Below are 20,914 nucleotides of genomic sequence, written 5' to 3'. Positions count from 1 at the left end.
ACAGTGTCCGAAGGAAGCGACTACATCACCGATGCCGACCACGAACTCCGCGAGACCTACGAGGAGCCGATGAGCCTCGCGGAATACGTAGACGCGGCGTTCGAAAACCCGACCATCGCCTCGCACGCGAGCAAGTACCTCTTGGAGGCCATCGAGTCGATGGGTACACGAACGGTCATCGAGGAGGGGGATGAGAAGGAACGCTACCGGTTCTTCGACGACCCGCACAACGGCGGCGAGCACGCAATCCTCGGCAACACCGAAGTGTTGAACGCGTTCGTGGACGACTTGCGTTCGATCGCCGCTCGTCGAGGGAAAGAGGAGAAGATTATCTGGTTCGCCGGACCGACGGCAACCGGAAAGTCCGAACTCAAACGGTGTCTAGTCAACGGGTTGCGCGAGTACTCGAAGACGCCGGAAGGCCGACGGTACACCATCGAGTGGAACATCGCCACCGCGACGGAGTCGCCGGGGCTCAGTTACGGCGACGACGTGACCGCGACGAGCGAGGAAAACTGGTACGCGAGTCCCGTACAGTCGCATCCACTGCTCGTCTTCCCGCCAGCGGTTCGCGAGGAGCTGCTCGAACAGTTGAACGGCGGACTCGACGACCACATCGACGTGCTCGTCGAGGGCAAACTCGACCCGTTCAGTCGGGAAGCGTACGATTATCTGGAGGAGCAGTATCGGCGCAACGGGGAGGAAGAACTGTTCTCGGCGATTACCGACCCGGCACATCTCCGGGTGAAAAACTACGTCGTAGACATCGGCGACGGTATCGGCGTCCTCCACTCGGAGGACAGTGGCAGACCGAAACAGCGGCTGGTCGGCAGTTGGATGCAGGGGATGCTGCAGGAACTCGACTCCCGCGGACGGAAGAACCCGCAGGCGTTCAGCTACGACGGCGTCCTCTCGCAGGGCAACGGCCTGCTGACCATCGTGGAAGATGCGGCCCAGCACGCAGACTTACTCCAGAAACTGCTCAACGTGCCGGACGAGAAGTCGGTGAAGTTGGACAAGGGCATCCAGATGGATATCGACACGCAGTTGGTCATCATCTCGAATCCCGACCTCGAAGCCCAGTTGAACCAGCACGCCGATGCCGGCGGAGCGGATCCGCTCCGGGCGCTGAAACGCCGACTCGACCGACGGGAGTTCGGCTACCTGACGAACCTCAGTTTGGAGGCCGAGCTCATCCGGCGTGAACTCACGAACGAGACTCCCGTGTGGCAGGCGGATACGTACGACGAACTCGAAGCGTGGATCCGAGAACCGATCTCGGTTCACGTCCGCGACGGTGACGCCGTCGCGGAACGCGAACTGTCGCCGCACGCGATCGAAGCCGCGGCGCTCTACAGCGTCGTGTCTCGCCTCGACGGGACCGACCTCCCCGCCGGACTCGACCTCGTGGACAAGGCGGTGCTGTACGACCGCGGATACTTGTTGGACGGCGACGAGCGCATCGACAAGGACGATTTCGACTTCGACGACGACGCGGCCGACGGGTCCGGCGGGATTCCGGTCACGTACACGCGAGATATTATCGCCGGATTGGTCAACGAAGTTCGCGACCGCCATCATCCCGAGTATCCCGTCGAACAGGTCATCATGCCACGGGACATCCTGAACGCGATGGCCGAAGGAATCGGGGACGCTCCGGTGTTCTCGACGGCCGAGCGCACTGAGTACGAGAACCGACTCGTGCCGGTGAAAAACTACATCTTCCAGCAACAGGAGAGCGACGTGCTCGATGCCATCATGCGCGACCGCCGGGTCGACGAGGAGACGGTCGCCGAATACATCGAACACGTCTACGCGTGGGCGACCGGCGAGGAGGTGGAAAACGACCGCGGTGAACGAATCGATCCCGACGGACTGAAAATGAAAGTGTTCGAGACGGAGCATCTCGGTCGATTCGGGCCGGACGCGTACGAAGTCGATCACGAGCCGGGCCCCGCGGTGGCCGAGTTCCGTCGGAACAAGGTCATCACCGCGCTGAACCGTCACGCCTGGGAGAGTCGTAACGACGAGTTCGAAGTGAGCGATATCGATCCGAAAGAGGTACCGATCATCAAGACAGTGCTCGCGAACAACGACTGGGACGACGTGCGCCGAGTGTACGAGGATTTCAACCCGAGCCAGTGGGAGAATCCACCGACGAACACCGAGACGGCCGAGGTGAAAGAGGAGACGATTCAGAACCTCCAAGAGCTGTTTGGCTATTCGGAGGCGTCGGCTGAACTGACGAGCCAACACGTCATGAATCAGGTGAGCTACAAATGGGATTGAGAGACGACCTCGAACGGTACCGTGAAGTCGGCGAAGATCGTCGGGAAGACCTCGCGGAGTTCATTCAGTACGGCGATCTCGGACAGAGTCTCCCCGACGAGATACACATTCCCATCAAAATCGTCGATTTGCCCGAGTTCCGTTACGACCAACGGGACAGGGGTGGCGTCGGCCAAGGCAATCCCGATGTGGGCGACCCGGTCGGTCAGCCCCAGCCCCAACCCGGCGACGACGGGGAAGAGGGTGAACCCGGCGACGAATCGGGCGATCACGACTACTACGAGATGGACCCCGAGGAGTTCGCCCAGGAACTGGACGACGAACTCGGCCTCGAACTCGAACCCAAGGGGAAGGAAGTCATCGAGGAAATCGAGGGCGACTTCACCGACATGACGAAGACCGGCCCCGACAGCACGCTCGATTTCGAACGGATGTTCAAGGAGGGGCTGAAACGCAAACTGGCGATGGACTTCGACCCCAACTACGTCCGCGAAGCGATGGGGGTGGAAAGCTGGGGGCCGGACGAGGTGTTCAACTGGGCCCGTGAAAAGAACATCACCGTCTCGAAACGGTGGGTCGAGGAGAACTACGACGCGCTGTCCGCCGAGGAGCGTACCAAGTGGGAGAGCATCGAAGAGATGGAGCGTCGGGTGACCCCGATGAGCACGGCCCAGAAGATTCGGGAACAAGGGATCCGCCACGTTCCATTCAGGCGGGAAGACGAACGCTATCGCTACCCCGAAATTATCGAAGAACGCGAGAAGAACGTCGTCGTCGTCAACATCCGCGACGTCTCCGGGTCGATGCGGGAAAAAAAGCGCGAACTGGTCGAACGCACGTTCACACCACTAGACTGGTATCTGACGGGCAAGTACGACAATGCCGAGTTCGTCTACATCGCCCACGATGCGGAGGCGTGGCGGGTCGAGCGAAACGAGTTCTTCGGCATTCGCTCGGGCGGCGGGACCAAAATCTCGTCGGCCTACGAACTCGCCGCCGCGATCCTCGAAGAGGAGTTCCCGTGGGCGGACTGGAACCGCTACGTGTTCGCGGCGGGTGACAGCGAGAACAGCCGAAACGACACCGAGGAGAACGTCGTTCCCATGATGGAGAATATTCCGGCGAACCTCCACGCCTACGTGGAGACACAACCGGAAGGAAAAGCCATCAACGCGACCCACGCGGAGGAAGTGGAGCGGCACTTCGCCGAGGCGGACAACGTGGCAGTCAGTTACGTCAACGGGCCGGAGGACGTGACCAAGGCGATTTACGAGATCCTGAGCACGGAGGCAGAATGAACGAACGAATCGAAACCAAGCGCGAGGCCGAGCGGGTGCGCGAGCCGGTCGTCGAAGCGCGAAAGCTCGCAAAAAAGCTCGGTCTCGACCCGTATCCCGTCAAGTACTGGATCATCGATTACGACGAGATGAACGAACTCATCGCGTACGATGGGTTCCAGGAGCGATACCCGCATTGGCGATGGGGGATGAAATACGACCGCCAGCAAAAGCAAGGCCAGTACGCGGGCGGTAAGGCGTTCGAAATCGTCATCAACGACGATCCAGCCCACGCCTTCCTTCAGGAGTCGAACAGTATCGCCGACCAGAAGGCGGTCATCACGCACGTCGAAGCCCACTCGGATTTCTTCGCCAACAACCGGTGGTACGGAATGTTCGCCGACGAACTCAACGCGGCGGCACTCCTCGAACGGCACGCGAATCGCGTTCGCTCCATCATGGCCGACCCGGAAATCGACAGGGAGGCGGTCGAAAAGTGGATCGACAACGTGCTCTGTCTTCAGGACAACATCGACCAACATCACGCATTCAAAAACCAGCACAGGACGAAAGAGGACGAGGAGCGTGAAACGGACGAAATCGCCGACCAGCTCGCGGAGATGAACCTCAGTGACGAGGTTCGGGACGAGGTATTCGACGAGGAGTGGCTCGAAGCACAGCGCGAAAAGCGTGCCGGAAAGCTCGAAGAACCGGAAAAGGACTTGCTCGCGTTCCTCCGCGACCACGGACGTGCCTACGATCCGGACGAGGGCAAAGCGGTCGAGATGGAGGATTGGCAGAAAGAAATCCTGGAGATGCTTCGAACCGAGTCGTACTACTTCGCGGCCCAGAAGACGACGAAAGTGATGAACGAGGGATGGGCCGCCTACTGGGAGTCGTTGATGATGGGCGAGGAGTCTTTCGCCGGAACCGACGAGTTCATCGAGTACGCGGACCACCAAGCACGCGTCCTCGGATCACCCGGTCTCAATCCCTACAAACTCGGCAAACAACTGTGGGAGTACATCGAGAACACGGAAAACCGACGGGAAGTCGTTCGAAAACTCCTGCGTGTGAAGGGAATCTCGTGGCGGAACTTCCACGATGTCGTCGATTTCGACGAAGTGAACGAACTGCTCGAACCACGACCGGAACTCGAAGTCGTGAACGCCGAGACGCTCGCCGACCTCGAATCGCTTGACTCCGCCAAAATCGACTCCGAAGGGTTGGAGCGTGCGAAAGCGGGCAAAATCGACGTGGACCGTCATCCGTGGAAGGTGCTCTCCTACGACGGATTGGCGGAGCGTCATTTCTCGCTCAACAAACTTCAGAACCGTGGGTTCCTCGAATCCATTAGCCAAGCCGACCTGGAGCAGTACGCTCGCTACCTGATGGACGACGAACGCTACGAGACCGTCGCGGAAGCCATGGCCGACGTTGACTACGCCGTCGGATGGAACCGAATGTACGAAGTCAGGGCCAGCCACAACGACGTGACGTTCCTCGATGGCTTCCTGACGAAGGAGTTCGTCACCGACAACAACTATTTCACCTACGAGTTCAGCCAGACGACCGGCGATTACCGCGTGACGAGTGCGCAGTACGAGGACGTGAAAAAGAAGTTGATGCTCCAGTTCACCAACTTCGGCAAGCCAACGATCGCGGTCTACGACGGTAACTACGACAACCGCAACGAGTTGCTGTTGGGACATCACTACAACGGCGTCATGCTCGACATCGGACAGGCCACACGAACGTTGGAACGCATCTACGACCTCTGGGGTCGCCCGGTGAACTTGAAGACCATCGTGAAGGAAGTGGACGAACGCGATGCTGAAATCGCCCGTCGTCGTGACCGCGAGCCGGAACCGGAAGAGAAAGGAAAACTCCTGCGCTACGACGGCGAGGAGTTCGAGATACACGATCTCCCGTGGAGCGACGTCGAGGACATCACCGCGACGGAAGTCGATTACAACACGAAACCGGACGAGTGGCTAGCCTGAGAACCGCTCAACTCGATTCGTACAACCGAATCTGGCCACCGTCCACGACCACTTCGTACTCCCCGTAGTTGAACATCGCGTAGACGGACGTTTCCTCGCGCTCGTCGAGTCGTTGCAGTGCGTCGATATCGATGATATCGGAGAGGACGGGTCGCAGCTCCGTCGGGTGGACGTCCAAAACGGCGCCGAGTGCACGGGCCAACATCACTACGACCGAATCCCGGGCGGTACCGTACACCGTCCAGTAGGTTTCGCTCGATTGGTCGTTCGGAACGTTCGTCGTCGGGAGCGCCGCAGTATCCGACATCGTCGGCTCCGTTTTGCGGACCGGGTCGCCGCCATTCACGATCCGGTTGTATCGTTCCAGATCGATGCTATCCTCGGCCGCGCTGACGGTTTCCCCGTCGAGTTCGACGACGCCCGCCTCGACCAATTTCGGGAGGTGGACGTGCCGAAGCGTGATGTGGACCCGTTCCCGCATCTCGCTGCTCGGCGTTCCCTCGACCTCCCACTCCGCGATCCGCTCCGCCACGGTCGCGACGGTCGCACGGTCGGCCACTTCGACCAGATATCGGCAGACTGAGCGCCGTCGAGAGGAGGTAAAGAGAGTCGAGAGTACGTCCGGCGAAACCGCTCGTTCAGGTTTCGTCTGGTCACCGACGACAGTGTCGAACAGCGGCCGAAAAATGGCAAGCGTCTCTTCGTCGTGTACGTCCGGATTCATGTAGAAATGTGCGGTCACGCCGAGTCGTCGGAGGGAATCGGTAAGCGAGTGAAGAAATCGAAACGCGGTCGTTCGATTCACGTAACGGAGCATCGCGGTAATGGAGTCGAAATAGAGCATCGACTGCTGGTCGTTCGCGGACCATTGGTCGAGAAAGAGGTAGACAGCAGTTTGGAGTCGTCCGAGACGTTCGGGGTTGGCTATCGAGACGATGTTTCGGTCGGTGTCCGAGCGAAGGACCTCTGCCTGAGGTGACGAACTGTACTTACCGACGGCGATAGCTCCGAACTCGGCCGGTTTTTCACCGACATGCGACTGCCAGCGCTCGAGCAGTTCCTCCGGTGGCCGCTCGTAGGAGAGGAACAACGCATTACACGTGGTCGGGTCGATGGGTGAACGTCGAGAGAGCCGTTTCGTGTCGGTCTCGTCATCGACAGCTGGGCAAAAAAGGAGCACGTTTCGCGCGGATGGAGTCGGGTCAGCGGTTGACTTCATGATATCGGTAGCATCGGTTTATTTCTTTTACTCCGGTGAAGGAGTTATCGTCAGACACTACAGGTGAAAGCGTTCCATAATAATAAAGATATCTACCAATCGAACTAAACTGTCGAGCTAGGGTCACTGCATTTTGACCATCTTTGTCCAATTCCCAACGTCTTTAATGGTTATACATTTCAGAACTATATTTGAACTTCTATCGAATGGTCTCATCATTTAGCCGGTTCGATGACGATATCGCCGTCCCGTTCCACGAATACGACTCTATCCCCTTCTTCGAGTTCGACACCCCGTTTCTCGAATATTTTGCGCACATCTTTGATGAGGCTAATTCGCCACCGTTGGGCGATTTTCGTCGTACCTAAGATTTCGTCGTCGGTCATTGGAGTTGGGTTCGAAATTGACGGAGTTATGGATTTGTAGCTATTTCACCGGGTGTGACGATATTGACGATAATCCCTTCGAACAGCTTCTACGCCTCATGGTTTCGTGACGGGTGGTTCGTGTATAGACCCTCGATTTCGACCCAAGTTACCTCGTCGCTCGGCTCGTCAACTGCAACGATTGGCGGGGACAGAAACACCGATTCGTTTCCCTCGCCCCCCACTGCAGTCCGTTCGGCCGGACTACTCATGCTCGACTGCGATTCGGGTTGAAAATGAGTCATGTTCGCTTCCGCGTACTGTCCCCGTTTATCAGTCTGCTCCGCCGTGCCAACACCGGAAAGAGCCAGTCCGACGACTGCCAGTGCGACGAGGAGCGTGGCAATGCGAGTCATCGATACCAAAGGAGCGACGAGAGGTCCCTTCAACCGGGGTTATCGTTTGCGTCGTTCAGGGGGAGAGTAATCGCCGTAATCGCAGCGAAACGAGGCGTGAAAACGAAGACGACGGGACCTATTGCAGCTTCCGTCGAACGAAAGTAACCCGGTTCCGTCACGACTCGAGGAGTGAGGAGCATCGCATAGCGGATGCTCTTCGATTCGTTCGTCGTAGAAATGCTCGGTAGGGGATTTGAACCCCTGTCCTCGGCTCGAAAGGCCAAGATGATTGGCCGGACTACACCAACCGAGCGTGCTGCGCTTCCTGCACTCACTGCTTTCTGCCGGACTAGTTTAAACCTTGCGTTATCGACCGACAGCGGGCGGATTTCACACGGTACACGGTGCCACTCACGGCGAGATGGGGGCGGTTACTTGCCCTCGAATTCGGGGTCGCGTTTGCCCATGAAGGCGGTGATGCCTTCCATCAGGTCATCCGTGCTCATCAGGTGGCCGAACGCTTGCGCCTCGATTTCGAGACCGGCGTCGGTGTCCTCCCAGCCTTTGAGCATCGCACGTTTCGTGTACTCCTGTGCGATCGGTGGTCCACCGGCGAGGCTGCTGGCGAGTTCGAGCGCGCGGTCGTCGAACTCGTCGTTCGGGACGACTTCGTTTACGAAACCGTAGTCGGCCATCGTTTCGGGGTCGAATCGCTCCGCGGTGAAGATGATCTCTTTCGCGCGACCCTCCCCGACGATGTGCTGGAGGCGTTGCGTGCCTCCCCATCCGGGGATGAGTCCGAGGTTGTGTTCGGGCTGGCCGAGTTCCGACCGTTCGCTTGCGATGCGAAGGTCGGCACAGGTCGCCAGTTCCATCCCGCCGCCGAGACAGTAGCCGTCGATTCCGGCGACGACCGGCATGGGGCAGGATTCGAGTTTGCCGAACGTCTCCTGACCTTTGCGCGAGAGATCGACTCCCTGAATCGGATCGCCACCGCCCGCGGCCATGCTTTGTACGTCCGCACCCGCGGAGAACGCCTTGTCACCCTCGCCGGTAATCAGGATGGCGCGCACCTCGTCGTCCTCGACGACCCGGTCGATGGCGACTGAAAGTTCGTCCAGCAGTTGCGCGCTGATGGTGTTCATCCGGTGGGGACGGTCGATGACGATGTTGCCCACCATGTCACCGGGCTTTTCGATCCGAACGGTTTCGAACTCGACGCTGTCCTCCCCGCTCCCCTCGTAGAACCCAACGTCAGCACGTTCCCGGAGGTACTCCGCCGGTTCGTAGCGTTCCGCACCCGTCTTCTCGTGGAGGTCTTCCAGGGTTTCGAGCAACACGTTCAGCCCGGCGTCGTCCGCCATCCGGGCGGGACCTTCGGGGAAGCCAGCGCCGAGCATTACTGCTTCGTCGATTTCATCCGCTGGCGCGACTTCATTGCCGACGAGTTTCGCAACCTCGTTGGCCATCACGGCCTGCAATCGATGGACGACCGCTTCGCTCCCGGCATCGGTCGGTACATCTGCGCCGCCGTCTTCGTAATCGTAGAACCCGTTACCGGTCTTCTTGCCGAGGTTCCCCTCCTCGACTTTCTCCGCGAGGAGTGGGCACGGTTCGTACGCGTCACCGAGCACCTCGTGCATGTATTCGAGGACGTGATAGCCGACATCGATTCCCACCTGATCGGCGAGTTCGAAGCTTCCCATCGGCAGGCCGATGTCGAACTTCGTCGCACTATCGACTTCCTCGATGGTCGCGTCGCCGGATTCGACCATCCATGCCGCTTCGTTCATCAAGGGAACGAGCACGCGGTTGACGATGAAACCGGGACTATCCTTGCGAACGCGCACTGGTGTTTTGCCCATCTCCTCGGCCAACTCCTCGGTGAGATCGAGGACGGTTTCGTTCGTGTATGCACCCGTGATGACTTCCACCAACTGCATCCGAACCGGCGGGTTGAAAAAGTGCATGCCACAGAACTGTTCGGGGCGGTTCGTCACTTCGGAGAGTTCGGTAATCGAGAGGCTGGACGTATTTGTGGCGAAAATCGCTCGATCGGGCGCGTACTCTTCGAGTTCCGAGTACACGTCTTTCTTTATATCCATCTTCTCCGGGACGGCCTCGATAACGAAGTCCGCGTCCGAGACGGCCTCTTCGAAGTCCACGATCGGCGTCACACGGTCGAGTGCGGCGTCGGCGTCGGCCTCACTAAGCTGGTCTTTCTCGGCGAGTTTACCGAGACTCCACTCGATTTGGTCGTAGCCGTTCTGGACGAACTCTTCTTTGATGTCGCGCAGGTAGACGTCGTACCCTGCGAGTGCGGCGACTTCCGCTATTCCGTGGCCCATGTTTCCGGCACCGAGAACCGCGACGGTGTTGATATCTTCGAGCTCCATGTACAAACCCTCAACATGAGGGTGTTTCAACGTTTCTCTCTCTGAATGAATAAACTGACCATGAGTTCATATCCGGTTACAAAACGATTTATCCGTGGCCCCGTAATTCGTTGCCATGGACTTCGAACTGACAAAAGAACAGCAGGCGATTCGAGACGAAGTGCGACGGTTCGCGGAGAACGAAGTCGCACCGATCGCCAAAGAGTACGATCAGGAAGAAAAATACCCGTGGGAAATCATCGACAAAGCGGCTGAGATGGGTCTGACCGGAGCGAACATTCCGATCGAGTACGGTGGCGCGGGATACTCGCCGCTCGAAGTCGCGATCATCGTCGAAGAACTGTTCGCCGTCGATGCAGGTATCGGCCTCTGTATTACCAGCACCGCCTTCGGTGGGGACGCCATCCGCGAGTTCGGAACGGAAGAACAGAAAGAGGAGTACCTCACCCCGGTCGCGGAAGGGGAGGCCGTCATGGGAACTGCCATCAGCGAACCCGACACCGGTTCCGACGTGTCGTCCGTCTCCACCTCCGCAGAGAAGGACGGCGACGAGTGGGTTATCAACGGCAACAAGATGTGGATCACGAACGGTTCCATCGGCGACTTCTTCGTCGTGATGTGCAAGACCGACCCAGAGGCCGAAGACCGCTACTCCGGCTTCTCCCAAATCATCGTGGAAGCGGACCGCGACGGATTCGAGGCCGACAAGATCACGGGTAAACTCGGGATTCGCGCGAGTGACACCGCTGAACTCATCTTCGACGACGTACGCGTTCCCGAGGAGAACCTCGTCGGAACACGCGGTATGGGCTTCCTCCAGCTTATGCAGTTCTTCGACGAAACCCGAACCGCAGTCGCCGCACAGGGAGTCGGTATCGCAAAGGGAGCCTGTGAACAGGCGCTCTCCTACGCCGAAGAGCGTGAGCAGTTCGGTCGCTCCATCAGTGATTTTCAAGCGATTCAGCACAAACTCGCCGACATGCACACGAAAACGGAGGCTGCACGCAACCTTACCTACAAATCCGCGTGGAGCGTGGCGAACGAGGGCGGTCAACTCACACAGCTCGCGTCGATGGCCAAGGAGTTCTCCTCCCGAATCGCGGTCGAATGCGCCGACGAAGCGGTACAGATTCACGGTGGAGCGGGCTACGTCAACGACTTCGACGCGGAGCGGTTCTACCGTGACGCAAAGATCACGCAGATTTACGAAGGAACCACCGAAATCCAGAAGAACATCATCGCACGCGAACTTCTCGGCAAAGGGTTCTGATCCGATCCGTTATCGGAACCTAATCACTTAGGCACTGCTCTTTTTGCGGTATGTGCCCAGTACACAGACAATGAGCTCTGACTCGCCAGACGTACCGAAAATGGGTGCGGAATCGAACGGCCTTGGGTCAGACGACCTCGACGCCCTCATGGAAGTTCTCGCCGACCATCGACGCCGCTATGCATTATACTATCTTCGGCGGCAGGACGATGCGGTGACGATCGGGGAACTGGCCCGGCAACTCACGGGTTGGGACTCGGACATGGATACGTCCGACGAAAAATACATCCTGGCCGAACTACACCACAAACATCTGCCGAAGATGGAGGAAGTCGGCGTCGTCGAACGCAGCGGCGACGAGATTCGATGTGGCGAGTCGGATATTCCATTCGACCAGTATCTCGACTTGGCGGGCGAGATAGAACGTCCACGGTAACGCTCACACACCGTTTCGTTCCCGACTCACATATCCTGCACCCGCTGCCGATTTCTCATCCTGTCGTCCGATCCCCATCGTCTCACCCCATCGATTTTCCTTTTAAAGTACACAATATCGAAGCGAATAGGATACAGCGTGGAAATAAATTTCCACCATTTTTGGAATTGTGCTATATCGATGGAGGAATATTTCTCTGCCTTCGATAACATTACCTATTTACGATTTTTTGGAAATGATGAATGCCAATCGATCACACGCGACGCTCTTTTCTCAAATCCGCGGGAGTAGCACTGAGCGGCCTTGCACTGACGACGCAGTCGGTTTCCGCGAGTTCGACCGAGAACAGATATATTATCGACCTTGCGGACGCCTCGGACGACGTACTTTCCGGGCTCACCGTCGTCCACCATCTCGACCAAATCGACATCGCAGTGGTTGAAGGGGAGGAAAGTCAGGTGAGCGGCACGCGCTACTCCAAAGACGTCGAGATGGAACTCGACCAAGCGGAAATCGAGAACAACGGCGACGGCGACGAACCCGGGCCACACAAGCTTTCGCAACTTCAGTGGGACAAGCAAGCGCAGAGGATTTCCGACGTTCACGGCACCACGCGCGGTGAGGGTACTCGCGTCTCGGTCATCGACTCCGGAGCCTTGGAAACACACCCGGACCTCGCTGGCGTCCTCAACACCGACCTCTCGAAGAACTTCACGGGCGACGGAGGCGACTACAACCCGATTATCAGCGACCACGGCACCCACGTCTCCGGTATCATCGCAGGGGACGACACGAACGGAACCGGAATCGTCGGCACCGCACCCGGAACCGACCTCGTCGCGCTTCGGGTGTTTACTGGGCCGTTCGCGACGTTCGGTGACATCATCGCGGCGATGGTGTTCAGCGCGGACATCGAATCCGACGTGGCTAATATGAGCTTGGGTGCCTACCCGCTTCCCATGGACGCCGATACTGCCTTGCTCCGGGACACCATCGAACGCGCAACCGACTACGCTAACGACCAAGGCACGCTCATGATCGCGGCGGCAGGCAACGACGGCGTGAACCTCGACACCGATGGCGACGTTATCAGCCTCCCGAACGAGGCGGACAACGTCATGAGCATCAGCGCGACCGGCCCGATCGGCTACCGCTGGAACGACCCGGGTAACGGCAAGTTCATTCGGAACTACCACGCGGCGTTCAACCACATCGACCAACCAACCACGACGCCCGCACCGTACACGAACTACGGATCCGAAGCTATCGACATCAGCGCCCCCGGCGGCAACTACGACCAGAACGCCTCGGATGACGAAAATTGGCAGTACGACCTCGTTCTCAGCACCGTCTTCGACTTCGGGGATGAATCGTTAGTCCCGAACTACGGCTGGAAAGCCGGAACGAGCATGGCTGCGCCGCAGGTATCGGCGACTGCTGCACTGGTCAAGAGTGTCAACCCGGACGCCACACCCGCACAAATCCGTAATCACCTCGAAGCGACCGCCGAGGACGTTGGGCAACCGACGTACAGCGGTGAAGGCCATCTCGACACCCATGCCGCGGTCGAGACCAAAATCGGAAACTGACCGTTCGATCGGCCAGTCGAACGTCGGTCAAACAACTCGATTCTTGGTGGTCGGACCCGACGACCTCGCTCGATACTCAGTTGGACTCGTACTCGGCCCAGATGTAGCGGGTCGCTACCGAACGATACGGACGCCACGCCTCGGCGATTTCGCGCATCTCCGCGCGAGTCAGCTCCTCGCCCTCGTTGTATAGCTGTTCGATACCGCGCCGAACCGCGAGGTCACCCAGCGGAAGGACGTCCCCCCGTTCGAGGACGAACAACAGATACATCCGTGCGGTCCAATCGCCGATCCCTTTGATTTCGGTCAGTCGGTCGATGACCTCCTCGTCGGAGCAGTCGGCGAGCCCGGACTTCGTGTAATCGTCGCGTTGGAAGGCGCGTGCAGCGTTCTTGATGTATTCGACCTTCGTGCGTGAAAGGCCCGCCTCCCTGAGTTTCTCCTCGCTCGCATCCAGCACGGTTTTCGGCGTCACCTCGTGGTCGAGTAGGTCGAATACCCGTTCTCGGACAGCGTTCGCGCTCGCCGTCGAGAGTTGTTGGTTGATGATGGAGATACAGAGCCGCTCGTATTCGCTCCAGTTCCGTTCGGTGTACGGATCGTGTCTCTCGAGCAAATCCGCCATTATCGGGTCGGTTCGAAGCGTGGACAGGGCATCGTCGTTCATGGCTGATGACATCGAAAACCGCGGTCAATCGTCGATAGGGACGAATCGAGAAAAGGTGTTGCGTTTTCGACGCCGTTACTCCTGTGTCTCTTCTTCCTCTTCCATCTCGACTTCGTCGTCGCCATCGACGCGACGACGGACGTCCACCTGATAATGTTTGAGGATGTCTCGCCCCAGGAGGACGGGGTAATCCATGTGACTCCGGTCTTCGATACTTGCAGTCACGGTGTGACGGTTGCCACCGACGCCGATGACGACGTCCACGACGGGGCGCGACTTGCTGGATTTTCGGCTTCCGGATTTTACCCGCGTCATGCTCTTTATCGGCCCTGCTCCGATCTTTGCCGCGAGTTTCGTGTCGATGCTCGTCCGGGTTGCCCCGGTGTCGGATTTCGCGACGATGGTTTCGGAACCGCTCGTTCCGCTCACGAGCACGTCCTCGGTGTAACCGATAACGATGGTTTCCGTCGGGTCGGGACTGGTACTGACGGGCTTGCACGACGGCACCGAATCATCAAGCGTTGCCGACAGTTCGTTGACCCGGTCGCGATCCACCTCGCCGCCCGCAGCCTCGATTGCGGTCTTCGCGATGTACGGGGCGGCGCTCCGTCCCGTGGCTTTGTACAGCCCCTTGAAGCCCGCGGTCGGGTTTACTTCCAGCACGTACCAGCCTTCGGATCCCTCGATGAGGTCAACACCGGCGTAGTCGAGACCGATAACCTCGGTCGCACGTCGAGCGATATCGACGACCTCGTCCGGCAGTTCGTGGGTCATGTCTTCGACGTCGCCGCCCAGCGCGACGTTCGTGCGCCAGTCGTTTTCGGGAGCGTAGCGATTCATCGCGCCAACGATCTGGTCTCCGACGACGTAGACGCGGAGGTCGCGGTGTCGCTCCCCATCCCGTTCGACGAGTTTCTGGAGGAACGCCTGTCGTTCACCCACTCGCGGGTTGACCATCTCGTCCGCACCGACCTTCCACGTTCCGCCCCCATGGGTTCCGATGGCCGTTTTGTACACCGCTTCCTCACCGAAATCGGGACGACCGTCGTTCAGTCGGTCCGGGTTGAGTGCGAGGAGCGCGTCCGGAACGGCGATACCCGCGTCGGCGAGCCTCGACGCTGTCGAAAACTTGTGAATCGCCGTCATCACTGCACACGGTCGATTGAGAACTGGGACGAGGGAATCGTAGATATTCGCTAAGCCGAGCGCCTCCGAGGGTTGCTCCGTGTTCGATAGGAGGAGACGGTTCGCGACGATGTCGATGTCCGGTTCAAGCGTGACCTCCCCGCCCCGAATCCCCACTGCCGTGTTCTCGTGGCGAAGCCATTCGGGCTCGTGGCCAAGGTCTTCGACAGCGTTGCAGATCGCCTTCGTTTCCTTGCTGTTATGTAAACTGAGTACCCCAACGCGAACAGGTGAGCCGTCAGAAGCCATTACAGTACATTTCGTTTCTCGGGTCTTAAAACGTTTCCAGTTGCGTTGAAGCGGAATCGTGGCTCGAACGTGAAAATATCAATCACCAAAAACCGAATCGGATCCCGACCGTCAACGGGGAGACCACGTTTCATCTATGGATACCTATCACCTTTTTACGTACCCGATTCCGAGAGACAGGCATGACCGGGACGGAGTCGGACGCGTTTACCTACAACGGTGGTATCGTAGAGCCGGGCGAGACACAGAACATCCGGTACGGAATCAGTGAGACGTATCTCGGCGACCCGGTACGCATTCCGGTGACGATAATCAACGGTGAGCATCCCGGACCAACGGTCTTTCTCTCGGCGGCGGCCCACGGCGACGAACTCAACGGAATCGAGGTCGTTCGCGAAGTCGCACACGATTGGAATCACGACGACCTCCACGGAACCATCGTCTGTCTCCCCGTCCTGAACGTTCCCGGGTTTCTCGCTCAACAGAGATACCTCCCCATCTACGACCGTGACTTGAACCGCTCGTTCCCGGGACGGGAAGATTCGACCAGTGCGAAACGGATGGCCGACCAGATTTATCGCAACTTCCTCGAACCGTGTGACCTCGGAATCGACTTTCACACCTCCACCCGTGGACGGACGAACATGCTCCACGTCCGCGCCGACATGGAAAACCCGGAGGTCGCTCGCCTCGCTCGTGCGTTCGGTTCGAACGTCATCATCTCCTCCAGCGGCCCGTCCGGCACGCTCCGACGGGAGGCCTCCGAGGCCGGTGCGCCGACAATCACCATCGAGATGGGCGAGGCACACCGGTTCCAGCGCCACTTCATCGACCGTGCGCTCGAAGGCGTGATGAGCGTCTTTGCGGAGTACAACATCCACCCCGACGACCCGGTGAAGTGGCCCGGCTGGCGGACGGTCATCGACGACGAGAAGGAAAAGACGTGGCTCCGCGCGGACGCGGGTGGTCTCGTGGAGATGCACTACGACCGGGGGTCGCTCGTCTACGAGGGGACGCCGATCTGTACCATCACGAACCCGTTCAAAACCGAAAACGAACACGTCGAAGCGCCCTTCACTGGTCTCCTCGTCGGTGTCCTCGAGAACCCGGTCGTGTATCCCGGCAACCCGCTTTGCCACATCGTCGAACTGAACGCGGATACCCGACGGGCACTGAAGCGTGACCGAGCGCACGCGGAAACCGAAGGGGACGTTCAGCCACCGGGATACGTCGGGACGCCGGAACCGACGGATCAGTAGTGCGACAGGGCTCACCATACCGATTTCTTTGTCGAAGAACGACGGGAGTAATCGTGCCGGTAGCAGAACTCCCCAGTTGTGACCTCTCTTTTCGTCTCCTAGCCTTCGAATCGACTGCGCGGAAAACAGAGAAATCGGCGGGAAATTCGTTGGTTACATTATTGTTCTCGAACTGTTCATTCTCCCGGCAAGACCGGCGGCAGGTAGTAACTTCTATTTGCCCCCGGTACCGACCATCCGACTGGAATGAGTCAATCGTACAACCGGGGCCTCGTCGAGGACTTCGGCCGATGGCGGGAATTTTCGGCCGGAATGTGGGCCTGGATTTTCCACAAATTCACCGGGTGGGTGCTTATCGGCTACCTGTTCACGCATATCGCCGTTCTGAGCACTGCCACTGCAGGTGCTGAAACATACACGTCCACTATCCAAGGCCTCGAAGGGCTTCTTCTCGTCCGAATTGGCGAAATCGGTCTGCTCGCCGTTGCTGTCTTCCATATCCTCAACGGCGTCAGACTGCTCTTCGTCGACCTCGGACTGGGACTCGAATCGCAGGACAAGAGCTTCTACGCCTCGCTCGTAGTGACGGCGATCATCGTGCTGGCGAGCGTCCCGACCTTCCTCGAGGGGGCGTTCTGATGGCGGAACGATACTCGTCGTTCCAGAGCGGGAGCATGACATGGTTCCTCCAACGAATTACTGCGGCGTTCCTCGTCGTGGTACTGGCGTTCCACTTTTTCATGCTCCACTTCTACCACCACGCGTACGAAGTCACATTCATGGGCACGCGGGCACGGATGTCACAGTGGGGCTACTTCCTCACAATGACGCTGTTCCTCATCACGGCGACGTTCCACGGCGTGAACGGCGTCTACGCTGCCCTCGTGAACCAGGGGCTGTCCGGTAGTCAGCAGACCGCCGTGAAGTGGGTGCTGGTGCTCGCTGGCGTCCTCCTCGCGGGACAGGGAACCTACGTCGCACTCGTCATGAACGGGATGATTTAAATGAGTACGCAAGTACCCGAAAAAACCGAATCCGAGACCGAAACCGAAACCGAAACGGAGCGCACAGAGACCCCCGGTGACCGACGGCGGGCCGAAAAACGTGCCCGACAGAAGGGTACCACCGAGGCGCAGGAGACGACCGAGACGGACGAAGAGTCGATTCACCTCAAAGTGTTCCGCTACGACCCCGAAATCGAGGGGAAGATGGAACCCCGTTTCGACGACTTCCACGTCCCCTTCACGAAGGGGATGACCGTTCTAGACGCGCTCATGTTGGCACGTGATCGTTTCGACACGACGTTGACGTTCCGACACTCCTGCCGACAGGCGATCTGTGGCAGTGACGCGTTGTTCATCAACGGCACCCAGCGACTGGGTTGTAAGACCCAGATCTCGGACTTGGAGGAGCCGGTTCGCGTCGAGCCGCTCCCACACGCCGAAGTCGTCAAGGACCTCGTCGTGGACATGGAGCACTTCTACGATCAGATGCACGCGGTCGAGCCGTACTTCCAGACGAACGAGGCTCCAAGCGACGAACTGCAGGAACAGCATCAGTCGCGCGAAAACCGCGAGAAAATCAAGATGTCCACCCGCTGTATCTGGTGCGGTGCCTGTATGTCTTCGTGTAACATCGCAGCAGGGGACAACGAGTATCTCGGACCGGCGGCGCTGAACAAGGCGTTCCGGTTCGCCATGGACAAGCGTGAAGGGGAGGATATGCGCGAACACCGCTTCGAAATCCTCGACCAAGAACACGGCGTCTGGCGCTGTCAGACCCAGTTCTCCTGTACGAACGTCTGTCCGAAGGACATCCCGCTGACCGAGCATATCCAGGAACTCAAACGGTCGGCAGTGAAGAACAACCTCAAGTTCTGGTAACCCTAATTTAGCTACAATGTACGAACACGACGTAATCGTCGTCGGTGCTGGCGGTGCGGGACTTCGTGCGGCCATCGCGGCCCACGAGGAGGGCGCGGACGTTGCCCTCGTCACGAAACTGCATCCCGTTCGAAGCCACACCGGCGCGGCGGAAGGTGGTATCAACGCGGCAATTCGAGACGGCGACTCGTGGGAGGACCACGCCTACGACACGATGAAGGGGTCCGACTATCTCGGCGACGCCCCGGCAATCGAAACGCTGTGTCAGGACAGTCCGAAAGAGACCATTCAACTCGAACACTGGGGGATGGCGTTCTCGCGCGAGGACGATGGAAGCGTTTCCCAGCGACCGTTCGGTGGACTCTCGTTCCCACGAACGACCTACGCGGGTGCGGAGACGGGTCACCACCTGCTCCACACGATGTACGAGCAGGTCGTCAAACGGGGCATTCAGGTGTACGACGAGTGGTACGTCACCCGTCTCGCCGTTACCAATCAGGACGACCCCGCGGAACGCGATTGCCACGGCGTCATCGCCTACGACATCAAGTCGGGCAAGATCGAAGGATTCACCGCGAAAAACGGCGTCATCTTGACGACCGGTGGTCTCGGACAGGTCTTCGACCACACGACGAACGCGGTGGCGAACACCGGCGACGGTGCCGCGATGGCCTACCGCGCTGGCGTTCCCCTGGAGGATATGGAGTTCATCCAGTTCCACCCGACGACGCTCCCCTCGACGGGGGTTCTCATCTCCGAGGGTGTGCGAGGGGAAGGTGGCATACTCTACAACAGCGAGGGAGAACGGTTCATGTTCGAACACGGCTACGCGAACAACGAGGGGGAACTCGCATCCCGCGACGTAGTGGCCCGTGCCGAACTGACCGAAGTGAACAACGGACGAGGAATCAACGACGAGTACGTTCACCTCGACATGCGCCATCTCGGCGAGGAGCGCATCATCGACCGCCTCGAGAACATCCTCCACCTCGCGGAGGACTTCGAGGGCGTCAACGCCCTCGAGGAACCGATGCCCGTCAAACCCGGCCAGCACTACGCCATGGGAGGCATCGAAACCGACGAGAACGGCGAAACCTGCATTTCAGGGCTCTACGCCGCGGGTGAGTGTGCCTGTGTGTCGGTTCACGGTGCGAACCGACTCGGCGGGAACGCGTTGCCGGAACTCATCGTCTTCGGTGCTCGTGCGGGACGACACGCAGCAGGTAAGGACCTCGGAACTCCCGAAATCACTACCGGGAAGACCGAGGACACCGAAATCGGCGAATTGGATACTCCCGTCGAACCCGGCGCTGTCGGCACGCCGGAGGACGCGGTCGCCGACGGTGGGACCACGATGGCACAACCATCCCAGACCGTCGAAACCGCGCTCGAGGCCGAGCGCGCTCGCGTCGAACGACTCCTCGAAAGGGACGAGGGCGTCCAGCAGGCCGAACTGCGCGCCAAACTCCAGAAATCGATGACGGCGAACGTCAACGTCTTCCGCAACGAAGAGGGCCTCAAACAGGCCCTGCGCGACATCCGTGAAGTGCGTGAGGAATACGAAAACGTGTATGTCAACGACCCGTCCCGTACGTTCAACACCGACCTCATCCACACGATCGAGATGCGCAACCTCATCGACCTCGCGGAGGCCATCACCCTCGGTGCGCTGGTTCGTGACGAGTTCCGTGGTGCCCACTGGCGACAGGAAAACCAGGAGCGCAGGGACGACGTGTGGCTGAAACACACGCTTCTCTCGTGGGAAGACGGCACGCCGGAACTCTGGTTCAAGCCGACCATCCTCGAAGGAGAAGACGGGGAGTACGAACCGAAGATCCGAAGCTACTGAACTCGGCGCGTTCTTTTCGTCTCGATCCAGTACGTAACTGTGGTTTTGAGAGGTGAGTGCCGATATCGGGGGTAAACACGCCTTCGACGTGAACATTAGGTCAAGTGGACGCTTCCTTTTCGAATCACGATAGCAGGTCGATCAAATCGCGGGACAAGGGCGCAGCGCGCCCTTGCCACCTTGCCTGGACAACGGGCGAGCGAAGAGCGAGCGATTGGAAGCGCGAGTGATGAATGCGGGCGTGGCTTTCGTCTAGCGACAGTACTCTCGGCATCACATCCCGGCTACAGTCCCGATGACGACCGAATGGCCCCGGACGAAAGTCCACCGTTCGAGTCGCTATCCGGAGATTCCGAGCTTGGTCAGGAGGTTCACCGTCCATCCCATCGTATCCACGATCTTGTACCCGAGATAGATGCCGATGATGCCCATGATGCCGGGAAGCTTCGGTGGAGCGGGTATCGGAACGCCGATCGAGTGAAACAGACCGCCGGTTATCACTCCGGTCAGGAGTGCGAGCGCAGTGATGGTCAGGTTCATCGTGGGTTCACTGCGAATAGAAGCGTGAAAAGTAGTTCGG

The 20,914-nt window shown here is 59.0% G+C and carries 18 protein-coding genes and 1 tRNA gene; 11 read left to right on the top strand and 8 right to left on the bottom strand.

Annotation, left to right across the window (positions count from 1 at the left end; genetic code table 11):
- The first annotated feature begins 3 nt into the window (after nt 1-3).
- The 3 genes from OOF89_RS01560 to OOF89_RS01550 are packed head-to-tail and all read left to right on the top strand — an operon-like array spanning nt 4 to nt 5,569.
- Nucleotides 4-2,289, top strand: coding sequence for a PrkA family serine protein kinase (locus OOF89_RS01560; protein WP_266077859.1), 2,286 nt, complete (start codon nt 4-6; stop codon nt 2,287-2,289).
- Entirely contained in the window at nt 2,280-3,587 is a 1,308-nt protein-coding gene (locus OOF89_RS01555; protein ID WP_266077858.1) for a YeaH/YhbH family protein, read from the top strand. Before OOF89_RS01560 ends, OOF89_RS01555 begins: the two co-directional genes overlap by 10 nt.
- Nucleotides 3,584-5,569 carry a SpoVR family protein gene (locus OOF89_RS01550; RefSeq protein WP_266077857.1) on the top strand — a complete coding sequence of 662 codons (1,986 nt, stop codon included), beginning with the start codon at nt 3,584-3,586 and terminating at the stop codon, nt 5,567-5,569. The genes OOF89_RS01555 and OOF89_RS01550 overlap by 4 nt, the downstream gene beginning before the upstream one ends.
- Before the next feature lie 7 nt (nt 5,570-5,576).
- Here the strand turns inward: OOF89_RS01550 and OOF89_RS01545 are convergent, their stop codons facing one another.
- The 5 genes from OOF89_RS01545 to OOF89_RS01525 form a co-directional block, all read right to left on the bottom strand.
- Nucleotides 5,577-6,788, bottom strand: coding sequence for a DUF7504 family protein (locus OOF89_RS01545; RefSeq protein ID WP_266077856.1), 1,212 nt, complete (start codon nt 6,786-6,788; stop codon nt 5,577-5,579).
- Nucleotides 6,789-7,003: 215 nt separating this feature from the next.
- Nucleotides 7,004-7,174, bottom strand: a complete 171-nt coding sequence (locus OOF89_RS01540) for a hypothetical protein (protein ID WP_266077855.1) — start codon at nt 7,172-7,174, stop codon at nt 7,004-7,006.
- A gap of 89 nt (nt 7,175-7,263) precedes the next feature.
- Complete coding sequence (locus OOF89_RS01535) at nt 7,264-7,569, bottom strand: hypothetical protein (RefSeq protein ID WP_266077854.1); 306 nt, start codon at nt 7,567-7,569, stop codon at nt 7,264-7,266.
- Between the two features lie 220 nt (nt 7,570-7,789).
- A tRNA-Glu gene (locus OOF89_RS01530) sits at nt 7,790-7,864 on the bottom strand.
- Between the two features lie 118 nt (nt 7,865-7,982).
- Nucleotides 7,983-9,947 (bottom strand): 3-hydroxyacyl-CoA dehydrogenase/enoyl-CoA hydratase family protein, encoded by a 1,965-nt coding sequence (locus tag OOF89_RS01525; protein ID WP_266077853.1) that lies wholly within the window; start codon nt 9,945-9,947, stop codon nt 7,983-7,985.
- A 115-nt stretch (nt 9,948-10,062) separates the two neighbouring features.
- Here OOF89_RS01525 and OOF89_RS01520 point away from each other — a divergent pair, with 115 nt between their 5' ends.
- The 3 genes from OOF89_RS01520 (at nt 10,063) to OOF89_RS01510 (ending at nt 13,242) form a co-directional block, all read left to right on the top strand.
- Nucleotides 10,063-11,217, top strand: coding sequence for an acyl-CoA dehydrogenase family protein (locus OOF89_RS01520; RefSeq protein WP_266077852.1), 1,155 nt, complete (start codon nt 10,063-10,065; stop codon nt 11,215-11,217).
- Between the two features lie 70 nt (nt 11,218-11,287).
- Nucleotides 11,288-11,653, top strand: a complete 366-nt coding sequence (locus tag OOF89_RS01515; RefSeq protein WP_266077851.1) for a DUF7344 domain-containing protein — start codon at nt 11,288-11,290, stop codon at nt 11,651-11,653.
- Between the two features lie 242 nt (nt 11,654-11,895).
- Nucleotides 11,896-13,242, top strand: a complete 1,347-nt coding sequence (locus OOF89_RS01510; RefSeq protein ID WP_266077850.1) for a S8 family peptidase — start codon at nt 11,896-11,898, stop codon at nt 13,240-13,242.
- Nucleotides 13,243-13,318: 76 nt separating this feature from the next.
- Here the strand turns inward: OOF89_RS01510 and OOF89_RS01505 are convergent, their stop codons facing one another.
- Both OOF89_RS01505 and OOF89_RS01500 read right to left on the bottom strand, forming a co-directional pair.
- Nucleotides 13,319-13,909: a DNA-3-methyladenine glycosylase family protein gene (locus OOF89_RS01505; protein ID WP_266077849.1), complete on the bottom strand. Its 591-nt coding sequence runs from the start codon at nt 13,907-13,909 to the stop codon at nt 13,319-13,321.
- Between the two features lie 75 nt (nt 13,910-13,984).
- Nucleotides 13,985-15,343 (bottom strand): ATP-grasp domain-containing protein, encoded by a 1,359-nt coding sequence (locus OOF89_RS01500; protein ID WP_266077848.1) that lies wholly within the window; start codon nt 15,341-15,343, stop codon nt 13,985-13,987.
- 182 nt (nt 15,344-15,525) lie between these two features.
- On the opposite strand from OOF89_RS01500, the gene OOF89_RS01495 reads away from it, so the two are divergent.
- The 5 genes from OOF89_RS01495 to OOF89_RS01475 all read left to right on the top strand — a co-directional run bounded on the left by OOF89_RS01495 (nt 15,526) and on the right by OOF89_RS01475 (nt 20,334).
- A complete protein-coding gene (locus tag OOF89_RS01495; protein ID WP_266077847.1) occupies nt 15,526-16,602 on the top strand; it encodes a succinylglutamate desuccinylase/aspartoacylase family protein in 1,077 nt (358 codons plus the stop codon).
- A gap of 246 nt (nt 16,603-16,848) precedes the next feature.
- Nucleotides 16,849-17,241, top strand: a complete 393-nt coding sequence (gene sdhC / locus OOF89_RS01490; protein WP_266077846.1) for a succinate dehydrogenase, cytochrome b556 subunit — start codon at nt 16,849-16,851, stop codon at nt 17,239-17,241.
- Nucleotides 17,241-17,606, top strand: coding sequence for a succinate dehydrogenase (locus OOF89_RS01485; protein WP_266077845.1), 366 nt, complete (start codon nt 17,241-17,243; stop codon nt 17,604-17,606). The genes sdhC and OOF89_RS01485 overlap by 1 nt, the downstream gene beginning before the upstream one ends.
- Complete coding sequence (locus tag OOF89_RS01480) at nt 17,607-18,485, top strand: succinate dehydrogenase/fumarate reductase iron-sulfur subunit (protein WP_266077844.1); 879 nt, start codon at nt 17,607-17,609, stop codon at nt 18,483-18,485.
- Between the two features lie 16 nt (nt 18,486-18,501).
- Nucleotides 18,502-20,334, top strand: coding sequence for an FAD-binding protein (locus OOF89_RS01475; RefSeq protein ID WP_266077843.1), 1,833 nt, complete (start codon nt 18,502-18,504; stop codon nt 20,332-20,334).
- 339 nt (nt 20,335-20,673) lie between these two features.
- On the opposite strand, the gene OOF89_RS01470 is transcribed toward OOF89_RS01475, so the two are convergent.
- Entirely contained in the window at nt 20,674-20,874 is a 201-nt protein-coding gene (locus OOF89_RS01470) for a XapX domain-containing protein (RefSeq protein ID WP_266077842.1), read from the bottom strand.
- Between the last annotated feature and the right edge of the window lie 40 nt (nt 20,875-20,914).

It is taken from the genome of Haladaptatus caseinilyticus, from assembly GCF_026248685.1.
GTDB classification, from domain to species: domain Archaea; phylum Halobacteriota; class Halobacteria; order Halobacteriales; family Haladaptataceae; genus Haladaptatus; species Haladaptatus caseinilyticus.
This window is presented reverse-complemented; position numbering and strand designations above follow the sequence as displayed.